The sequence below is a fragment of the Phenylobacterium sp. genome (assembly GCF_020253645.1).
GTDB lineage: Bacteria > Pseudomonadota > Alphaproteobacteria > Caulobacterales > Caulobacteraceae > Phenylobacterium.
Genome location: NZ_JADCBG010000112.1, coordinates 1 through 9743, shown reverse-complemented (window position 1 = coordinate 9743; position 9743 = coordinate 1). Strand labels below are relative to the sequence as shown.

7 protein-coding genes and 1 pseudogene are annotated in these 9743 nt (G+C 68.1%); 6 read left to right on the top strand and 2 right to left on the bottom strand.

Annotation, left to right across the window (positions count from 1 at the left end):
- Together INE98_RS08215 and INE98_RS08210 are read left to right on the top strand one after the other, a co-directional pair.
- Nucleotides 1-197 (top strand): annotated as a pseudogene (locus INE98_RS08215) (ADP-glyceromanno-heptose 6-epimerase); the annotation flags it as partial.
- 93 nt (nt 198-290) lie between these two features.
- Nucleotides 291-1370, top strand: coding sequence for a DUF3089 domain-containing protein (locus tag INE98_RS08210; protein ID WP_293538089.1), 1080 nt, complete (start codon nt 291-293; stop codon nt 1368-1370).
- Here INE98_RS08210 and recG read toward each other — a convergent pair.
- Entirely contained in the window at nt 1312-3384 is a 2073-nt protein-coding gene (gene recG, locus INE98_RS08205; protein WP_293538087.1) for an ATP-dependent DNA helicase RecG, read from the bottom strand. The two genes, INE98_RS08210 and recG, sit on opposite strands and share 59 nt — an antisense overlap.
- Before the next feature lie 61 nt (nt 3385-3445).
- Between recG and INE98_RS08200 the strand changes: the two genes are divergently transcribed.
- The gene (locus INE98_RS08200; RefSeq protein WP_293538086.1) at nt 3446-3739 is read left to right on the top strand and encodes a succinate dehydrogenase assembly factor 2; all 294 of its coding nucleotides are present in this window, start codon (nt 3446-3448) and stop codon (nt 3737-3739) included.
- The gene (mfd, locus tag INE98_RS08195; RefSeq protein ID WP_293538084.1) at nt 3729-7253 is read left to right on the top strand and encodes a transcription-repair coupling factor; all 3525 of its coding nucleotides are present in this window, start codon (nt 3729-3731) and stop codon (nt 7251-7253) included. The genes INE98_RS08200 and mfd overlap by 11 nt, the downstream gene beginning before the upstream one ends.
- An 84-nt stretch (nt 7254-7337) precedes the next feature.
- Here mfd and INE98_RS08190 read toward each other — a convergent pair whose 3' ends face one another.
- Nucleotides 7338-8666 (bottom strand): diguanylate cyclase, encoded by a 1329-nt coding sequence (locus INE98_RS08190; RefSeq protein WP_293538091.1) that lies wholly within the window; start codon nt 8664-8666, stop codon nt 7338-7340.
- A 100-nt stretch (nt 8667-8766) separates the two neighbouring features.
- Here INE98_RS08190 and INE98_RS08185 point away from each other — a divergent pair, with 100 nt between their 5' ends.
- Nucleotides 8767-9543, top strand: a complete 777-nt coding sequence (locus tag INE98_RS08185) for an SDR family NAD(P)-dependent oxidoreductase (RefSeq protein ID WP_293538082.1) — start codon at nt 8767-8769, stop codon at nt 9541-9543.
- Nucleotides 9544-9602: 59 nt separating this feature from the next.
- The coding region (locus INE98_RS08180; RefSeq protein WP_293538090.1) for a CoA transferase at nt 9603-9743 on the top strand (141 nt) is incomplete at its 3' end.

Genomic DNA, 9743 nt, shown 5'->3' with positions numbered 1-9743 from the left:
TCGCGGCCGCCGGCAGACCCGCAGAGATCGGCTACATTCCCATGCCTGAGGCAATCCGATCCCGGTACCAATACTTCACCGAGGCCCGGATGGAACGTCTTGTCCGGGCGGGTTACCCCGGCGGCTTCACCCCCCTGGAGGCCGGGATCGCGGACTATGTCCAGCGCTACCTCGCCACCGACGCCCCCTACCGGTAGGCCGGCGCGTTGGCCGCCCCGCACCCGCCGGAAGCCAAACCGAGGCCACAGAGACGGCTTCCCCTGGGCGCATTGGCCGCTGCCGGTCTTCTGTTGCTGGCGCTTGCCTTTGCCTTCATCCGGCGGGATGACATCCGGCTGGCGGCCATGGACCCGGGCAAGCCGTTCCAGATCTACACGCCGCCGCCGGCTCCCGACTATGATCGACCGGAGGCATGGTCCCTCTTGCCGGGGATGCCGGGACGACGGGGCGAGGCGGATGTCTTCTTCCTGGGGCCGACCACCTATTCGGGAGCGGAACACTGGAATGGCCCGGTCGACGACCCCGAGTCGCAGGAGGTGTTCCGACGGGTCATGGCGCCGAACCATGCAGGTCCATTCGCGGCCGCAGGCCGCGTCTACGCCCCCCGCTACCGGCAGGCTGGCCTCTACTCCCTGACCACACTGCGGGAGGACGCACGGGAGGCCCGCCGTTTTGCCTATGCTGACGCAGAGGCGGCTTTCCTGAACTTCCTGTCGCGGACGGATGGACGTCCCATCCTCGTGGTGGGTGTGGAGCAGGGCGGTGACCTTGTCGCCCGACTGCTGGCTGAGGCTGCAGCCGCCCCGGCGGTCCGCGACCGGCTTGTCGCGGCATGGATCATAGACTCCGTCGTCTCCGCCGAGGCGCCGCCCCTCCGCCCATGCAGGGCGCCCCGCGACACGGGCTGCCTCGCCGCCTGGGCCTGGGCCTACGATGATGATGCAACACGGGCCCGGGACCTCCAGGACCGGTCGCTCGTCTGGTCGGGCAAGGAGCTGGTCAACCTCGGGTCGCGCCGTCCTCTATGCTACAATCCGCTTCTTCGGGCGGTCACGGAAGAGCCTGCGCCCGCCCGACTGGCGAGGGGGGCGACCAACGCCACCGGGCTCGAGTGGGGCGCGCGCCCTCCCTTTGTGTCGCGCCAGGTCAGCGCGGTCTGCCGGGGCGGGATCCTGAGGGTGTCACGCCCGGAAGCACGCATGCTGCGCCCGTCCGGCTCGTGGGAGGATCGCCTGCGCACACCGGGCTTCAACCTCTTCTATGCAGACATAGAGGCTGACGCCCGCACCCGTCTGGAGGCCTTCAACGCCCTCACGCGCCCTTCATCCCCGTCTCAGGACGCCAGTCGAACAGGGCCTGGAGCACCTTGAGCGCCTCGCCGCGAGGAGACGTGAACCCAGGGTCGCGCGCCAGGACGAGGCGGGCGTCGTCGCCGGCAGCGAGGATCAGGTCCCTGTGCACGAAGGGATCGACGAAGACATAGTCGGGAAAGCCGGACTGGCGCAGACCCAAGGCGTCGCCGCCGCCACGCAGTTCAAGGTCCGTCTCGGCGATGGCGAAACCGTCGTCCGAGCGGCGGAGGATGTCCAACCGCTTCTGGGCCGTGTCGGAAAGGGGCGGGTCGTAGAGAAGAACGCAGGCGCTCTCGGCTCGTCCCCGGCCAACCCGGCCCCTTAACTGGTGCAGCTGGGCGAGGCCGAAACGCTCGGCCTGCTCGATCACCATGATGGTGGCGTTTGGGACGTTGACGCCCACCTCGACGACGGTGGTCGCGACAAGGACCTTGACCTTTCCGGCGGCGAAGTCAGCCATCACCGCATCCTTCTCCGGACCCGGGAGCTTGCCATGGACCAGGCCAACGCGGCCGCCCAGACGGGCTTGCAGGTCCCGGGCCCTCTGCTCCGCCGCCTTGAGGTCCACCAACTCGGACTCGCTGACCAGCGGACAGATCCAGAAGGCCTGGGCCCCGGACAGCACAGCCGCCACGAGGCGGTCCTCCACCTCCGCCAGACGGGTCATGGGCGCAGCCCGGGTGGCGACGGGTGTCCGGCCCGGAGGCTTTCCGACGATCCGGCTGACATCGAGGTCGCCATAGGCCGCCAGTTCAAGGGTCCTGGGGATGGGGGTGGCCGACATGGACAGCAGGTGAACGCCCTCGCCCTTGTCCAGCAGCCGTTGGCGCTCGCCGACCCCGAAGCGATGCTGCTCGTCAATGACTGCGAGGGCCAGGCGGTGGAACCTGACTTCGTCCTGGAAGAGGGCGTGGGTTCCGACCGCAACGGCGGCGGCGCCGGAAGCCAGCCGCTCGAGTTTCTCGCGCCGTGCGGGACCCCTGTCCCGGCCCGTCAGGAGCACCACCCCGACACCTCTTGCCTCCAGCGGACCGGAGAGGGTCTCAAAATGCTGCCGCGCCAGGATCTCCGTCGGGGCCATCAGTGCGCCCTGTGCGCCTGCTGCGGCTGCGTCGGCAAGGGCCAGCATGGCCACAACGGTCTTGCCAGAGCCGACATCGCCCTGGAGCAGTCGGCTCATCCTCTGGCCAGAGGCGAGGTCGCCGCGAATCTCCGCCAGGGCCGTGAGCTGATCCGGGGTCAGCCGGAAGGGCAGGGCGGCCTCAACCGCGCCGGACAGACCCGCGGGGATCAGGCGCAAGCCGGCGCCCGCCCGTCTGTGTGCACGTCGCTGGGCCATGGCCAACTGGTGGGCCAGCAGTTCGTCATAGGCTAGCCGGGCCCGCGCCGGAGCGGCGGGGGACAGGTCGAAGTCATCCTGCGGGGAATGGAGCGCGCGGATGGCCTCCCGCCAGGACGGAAAGCCCCGGCCTGTCTTCCAGGCGGGATCCTGCCATTCAGGCAGGTCCGGGGTCCGGTCCAGCGCCGAATGGACGATGCGTCGGACCATCCGGGCGGTGAGGCCGGCCCCGGCAGGATAGACCGTCTCGATCTGGGGAATCTCAGCCAGCCCGTTCGCCTCTGCGACATAGTCAGGATGGACCATCTGAAGGTCGAGGCCGAACCTCTCGAGCTTGCCGGAGACCCATCTCTGCGCGCCAACGGGAAGCCGCGCCTCAAGCCCCCGAGAGGCGTTTCCGAACCAGATCAGGTCCAGCCGCTGATCCCCGTCGCGGGTCCGGATCCGGAGGGGTTGCTGGGGCGACCTCGGTCTCAGGTGCTCCTCGACGGTGACCAGGATCGTCGCCGTTTCCTCAGGCCGTACTTCAGAGAGGGTGCGCCTGGGCCTGCGAATGATCCCGTGCGGGGCCAGGAAGAGGACGTCCCTGACCAGGGGGCCGGCGATACGCTCGAGGGCTGGCGCAATCCGGGGACCGACGCCCTTCAGGCTGCCGACCGGAGCGAACAAGGGAAAGAGACTCTCGGGCCGCATGGGTCCTCTTCCGGCCGCCGCTGGCCAAGGCGGCCATCGCGCACTATACCCGCCCGCACACATGACGATCCATGACGAAACGCGACTGAAGAGGCTCTCGTTCCGCGCCTGGCGGCGGGGCTTCCGCGAAGCGGACCTTATCCTGGGTCCCTTCGTGGACACCCATGCGCGCCATCTCAGCGCCGAAGGGCTTGACGCCCTCGAGGACCTGCTGGCCCATCCGGATCAGGATCTCTACGCCTGGATCATCGAGCGCGAGCCGGCGCCCGAGGCGGTGGACTCAGAGATTCTCGCCGCCATCCGGCGGTTCCGCGACGAGGTCTACAAGCTTCCGGGGGCAGTGCGTGGCGCCTGACGGCGCAGCGTCTCCGGGCCCGGCTGACCTGAGACGCCTCGCCGAAGATCCTGGCCAGCTGGATGTGACTGGTGCGCCTGAGGGCTTCGACGCCCTGGTGCTGGCCGATATCCTCAAGCGCCGCAAGGGGCCGGCCTTGTTCGTGGCCCGGGACGGGGCGCGGCTCTCGGCCTTCATCGAGTCCTTCCGGTTCTTCGGTCAGGGAATCGAGGTTCTGGAACTGCCCTCCTGGGACTGCCTGCCGTACGACCGGTCGGGACCGTCCGCGGGCGTCTCAGCCCGCCGAATGGCCGCCCTGGCGCGGCTTTCCGGGCAGGAGGACTGGACCCGCCCGTTCCTTCTGGCCACGACGAGCGCTTCGGCAAGCCAGAGGGTTCCGCCCCGCGTCGCGGTCGCCGCTGCGGGTTATGCCACCCGGGTCGGCCAGCCGGTCAATGTCGCCGACCTTGAGCGCTATTTCGCCGTCAACGGCTACCACCGGGCCTCCACGGTCTCGGAGAAGGGCGAATACGCCATTGGGGGGGGCGTCATCGATGTCTTCCCGACCGCGGCTGATGAGCCCGTCCGGCTCGACCTGTTCGGGGATACCCTCGAATCCATCCGCGCCTTTGACCCCGCGAGCCAGAGATCGACCCGCCCGCTCACCGAGGTGTCGCTGCCGCCGGCCAGCGAGGTGCTTCTGGACGACGGCGCCGTGTCGCGCTTCCGGCGTGGCTATGCCGAGGCCTTCGGGGCCCCTGGCGGGGATCCGCTCTATGAAACCGTGAGCGCCGGAGGACGCCGGGCGGGCATGGAGCACTGGCTCCCCCTCTACTACCGCGGCGCGGGCGAGACAGGGGGGCTGGAGACGCTGTTCGACTACCTGCCGCCGGGAATGATGGTCGTCCTCGACGCTCTGGCCGAGAACGCCCTCGCCGACCGCTGGCTGCAGGTCACCGACGCCTTTGACGCCCGGGACCAGGCCGATCGGCGCAGCCAGTACCGGCCGCTGCCCCCTGATGGGCTTTATCTCTCACCGGAGAGCTTCGGCGCCCAGCTATCCGGACTTGCGGTCCGCCGCTTCACCAGCCTCTCAGGCGGACCCGGCGCAGTTTCTGTGGATATGGGCGCCCGGACCGGTCGTTCCTTCGGCGCCGAGCGCCGCCAGGACTCCGTGAACCTCTTCGAAGCGGCGGTGGGTCACGCCCGGGCCCTGTCGTCGGCGGGCAAGCGGGTGCTCTTCGCCTCGTGGACAGAGGGCTCGTCCGAGCGCCTGGGGCTCATGCTGGCCGATCACGGTTTGGCGGCTCCTCCCCTTGCGCCCTACTGGGATGCGGCCCGCGCAGCAGACCCGAAGGTTCCCCAGAGGGTCGTCCTTCCCCTGGATGCGGGCTTCGAGACCCCCGACCTCGCGGTCATCGCCGAGACGGACATCCTCGGCGACCGCCTTGCGCGCCCCGGACGCCGTCGTCGCGCCGCCAACTTCCTCGCCGAGGCGTCCGCCCTGTCCCCCGGAGACCTCGTCGTCCACATCGATCATGGCATCGGGCGCTATGAAGGCCTGCGGACCCTGGAGGTCCAGGGCGCCCCGCATGACTGCCTCGAACTGCAGTATGGCGGGGAATCGAAGCTCTACCTGCCCGTCGAGAACATTGACCTTCTGACCCGGTACGGGTCCGAGGGGGAGGGCGTGCAGCTCGATCGTCTCGGCGGCGCCGCCTGGCAGTCGCGGAAGGCGCGCGCCAAGGCTCGCCTGCGCGACATGGCCGAGGGTCTGATCCGCATCGCCGCGGAACGGTCCATGCGGACGACCGACGCCGTCACTCCGCCTCAGGGCGTCTTTGAGGAGTTCTGCGCCCGCTTCCCGTTCGAGGAGACAGACGATCAGCTGGCGGCCATCGAGGACGTTCTGGGGGACTTCGCCTCCGGGCATCCGATGGACCGGCTGATCTGCGGCGACGTCGGCTTCGGCAAGACCGAGGTGGCCCTGCGAGCCGCCTTTGTCGCGGCCATGAGCGGCCTCCAGGTCGCTGTGGTCGCGCCGACGACCCTGCTGGCGCGTCAGCACTACAAGACCTTCACCGAACGTTTCCAGGGGTGGCCCGTCCGGGTCTCGCGGCTATCCCGCCTGACGCCCCTCCGAGAGGCCGCCGAAACCCGCGAGGGTCTCAAGAAGGGCGAGATCGAGGTGGTGATCGGCACCCATGCGGTGCTGTCGAAGCAGGTCGAATTCTCGCACCTGGGCCTGGTCATCGTCGACGAGGAGCAGCACTTCGGGGTCAAGCACAAGGAAAAGCTCAAGGAGCTCCGGGCTGACGTCCATATGCTGACCCTGACGGCGACGCCGATCCCGCGGACGCTGCAGATGGCGCTGTCCGGAATCCGGGAGATGTCGATCATCGCAACCCCGCCGGTCGACCGTCTGGCGGTCCGGACCTACGTGTCGCCGTTCGACCCCGTCGGGGTGCGCGAGGCCCTGCTGAGAGAGCGTTTCAGGGGTGGTCAGGCCTATTACGTGGCGCCCCGGATCTCGGACCTCCCGGACATCGAACGGTTCCTTCGGGAGCAGGTTCCGGAGGTCAGCTTCGTGGTCGGACACGGCCAGATGGCGCCGACCCAGATCGAGTCCGTCATGAGCGCCTTCTATGACGGCCAGTATGATGTGCTCCTTTCGACGACCATCGTCGAGAGCGGACTGGACATCCCGACGGCGAACACCCTCATCGTGCATCGCGCCGACATGTTCGGGCTGGCGCAACTCTATCAGCTCAGGGGCCGAGTGGGGCGGGCGAAGGCGCGGGCATACGCCTATCTCACGATCCCCTCGGAGAAGCAGATCACCATCTCGGCCGAGCGTCGGCTCAAGGTCCTGCAGTCACTTGACAGCCTCGGCGCAGGCTTCCAGCTCGCCAGCCATGATCTGGACCAGAGGGGCGGCGGCAACCTCCTGGGCGAGGAACAGTCAGGCCATATCCGCGAGGTGGGTGTGGAGCTCTACCAGCAGATGCTGGAGGACGCCGTGGCGGAACTGAAGGCCAGCGGAGGCTCAGCCCCCGCCCCCGACCGGGGTTGGAGCCCGCAGATCAACACCGGGGCGGCGGTCCTGATCCCGGAGGCCTACGTTCCCGACCTGAACGTGCGGCTCGCCCTCTATCGCCGGCTGTCCGACGCCGAACAGGCCTCGGATCGCGAGGCCCTGGCCGCCGAGCTCATCGACCGTTTCGGCCCGCTTCCACCGGAGGCCGCTCAACTGCTCAAGGTTGTGGGGATCAAGGGCATGTGTCGACAGGCCAACGTGGCCAAGATCGACGTCGGCCCAAAGGGCGCCGTGGTGAGCTTCCGGAGCGACGCCTTCGCCAACCCGATGGGACTGGTGCAGCATGTCCAGAAGAACGCAGTGACCTGGCGGCTCAGGCCGGACAACAAGGTCGTGATCAAGGGGGAGTGGGAGGCTCCGCCCCAGCGTCTGGACGCCGCGGAGATGATCCTCAAGGCGCTGAGCGCACTTGCCGTCCAGTCGCACCAGGCGGCTTGACGATAAACAGAGACAGCTGAGGGTTGTGGCGGCGCGATCCGGTTCCGGTTCGAGGAAACCCGCTCCTCGAGACAGCACGCAATCTTATCGCGTCGACAGCGCGTCCGGAGCCATCTCGGCGGCCTTCCGGATCGCGCCCGCCAACTCGTCCGGATGGCGCACTTCAACCGCGGTGACATCGAACTCGAGAGTGAACGGCGGGCGCCCTTCACCTGCATCGAACGCCGTCCGACTGATGACCGCCGCAATCCGTTCGGCGACGGTGCGAGCGACCTCCTCGGGCGTCGCGGGCAGGGCGATGCCGAAGTGTTCCGGCCCAAGCCTCGTTGCGCTGTCCTCGACCCGGATAAGCCTTGAGACCATGGAACCGAGCTGGGGAAAGGCCTTTTCCAGCCATCCCGAGCGGCGAGTCTCCTCAAGCCGCTCCCCTTCGCGAATCCTGAGAACGCAGAGGGTCAGGGGGCGGTTGCGCGCCGGGGCCGAAGTCGCGAGCCGTTCAAGATGCTGGAAGAAGAGTTCCGGCGTGAACAGGCCGGTCTCGGCATCCATCAGGGAAAGGGACCGGGCGGACTCAAGAGCCGAACGGATTCCGGACTGACGCCGATAACTGCGCGCCAGTTCCAACGCCCTCCAGGCGGTTTCGGACTCCGGCGTGGCAGGCGAGGCGACGTCGGAAATCCCGCGGCTGTAGGCCTCGGCCGCCGTCATTCCCTCGAGCGTCTTCAGGTAGAGAAGGGTGGGGATGTGGTAGAGACGGCTGTTCCGCCGCATGCCTCCGGCAATCGCCATCGCACTGTCCGCGGCGTCGCCTCCCCACAGCACGACCGCGTCGAACTCCGCCTCATGCAGGAAGTCGAAAGCCGTATAGCTGGTGAAAGCTCCGACGACGCGCGCGCCAAGGGCCTCCAGACTGTTTGAAAGACCCAGAAACTGCGGGTTGGGCTCACCGACAGCAAGCAGACTCAGAGGCTCAGGGCTCAACTCGGGGTCCCCCAGATCGACACCGAGCTGTGCAAAGGTCTCCTGGCGCAGCTTGTACTCTTCCTCCGCGACCGCCGTGCGGACCAGGCTATCGAGGCGCATGGCGACCTGCGCGGGATAGACCGGTGTGGCGAGGCGAAGATCGAAGTCGTCTGTCGAGCCCTCCGACCGCTCTGCGCCAATGGCGACAATGGGCACGCGCCTCGAGCCAGCCAGCGACCTGAGCCGCCGCGCCAGGGCGACAGCCTCGTCGGCGCCATCGCTCATGTCGATGATCACCGCCTGGACGCCGAGGTCCGTAAGAGCGGCCTCGGCAGCATAAGGGCCTCGCGCCGTCACGGTGCGCCAACCCAGCTGGTCCAGACCTTCGGACAAGGGACCGGCCATTTCATCGCTGCGCGAGGCGATCAGAAGGCGGGCCTGCAGGACCATCAAGACCGGCTCCGAAAATCGGTGGCGACACACCGCCGCTCCCAACGATAGATAGAGGTGAATCGGGGCTTCTGGACACCCCGTTTTAGGGGGATTCATCGTGGCTGGAGTGCTTGCGGGACAGACCGCCATCGTCACGGGCGCCTCGGGGGGCCTGGGGGCTCACTTCGCGCGCCTTCTCGCGTCGCAAGGTGCTGCAGTCGCCCTTGCGGCCAGGAGGCTCGACATGGTCGAGACCCTCGCGGGCGAGATCGCCGGCGAAGGCGGGAGGGCCATGGCCCTCCGGCTGGATGTCGCCCAGGCCGAGACCATCGCTCCGGCCTTCGGCGAGGTAGAGTCCGCGATGGGACCCGTATCCATCCTGATCAACAACGCCGGAGTCGGCGGTGAGGGACTGGCTAACGACTTGTCCATCGAGGACTGGGACCGGACCTTCGCCGTCAATACCCGGGGCGTCTTCTTCGCCGCCCAGGCGGCGGCGCGGCTGATGATGGCCAATGGCAGCGCCGACCGGGCTGAGGCCAGGATCGTGAACATCGCCTCCATCGCCAGCCACACCGTCCTGCCGGGCCTGTCCGCCTACAACGCGTCCAAGGCGGCGACCGCCATGCTGACCCGAAGTCTCGCCCGGGAATGGTCTCGCAGGGGCATCGCCGTGAATGCGCTCTGTCCCGGCTATATCGAAACCGACATCAACAGTTTCTGGTGGGGCACCGAGGGCGGCCAGAAACAGTTGAAGCTGTTCCCGCGGCGAAGGCTGATGGAGGCTACCGACCTCGACGCCGCTTTCCTGATGTTGGTTGGTCCCGCCGCCAGGGCCATAGCCGGAAGCATCATCACGATTGACGATGGGCAGACCCTCCCCGGCGGGGGATGAACTTGCCTGACCCGGCGTCACCAAGCCAAACTCACAACCGACAGAATGGGGAGACAGTCATGCGCCAGGGACCTCTCAGCGGCCTCAAGATCATCGAATTCGCAGGTATCGGCCCGGGCCCCTTCTGCGGGATGCTGCTGTCGGACCTCGGCGCCGACGTGGTGCGCATCGATCGCAAGGGGCAGGGGCGGGGAAGCCCC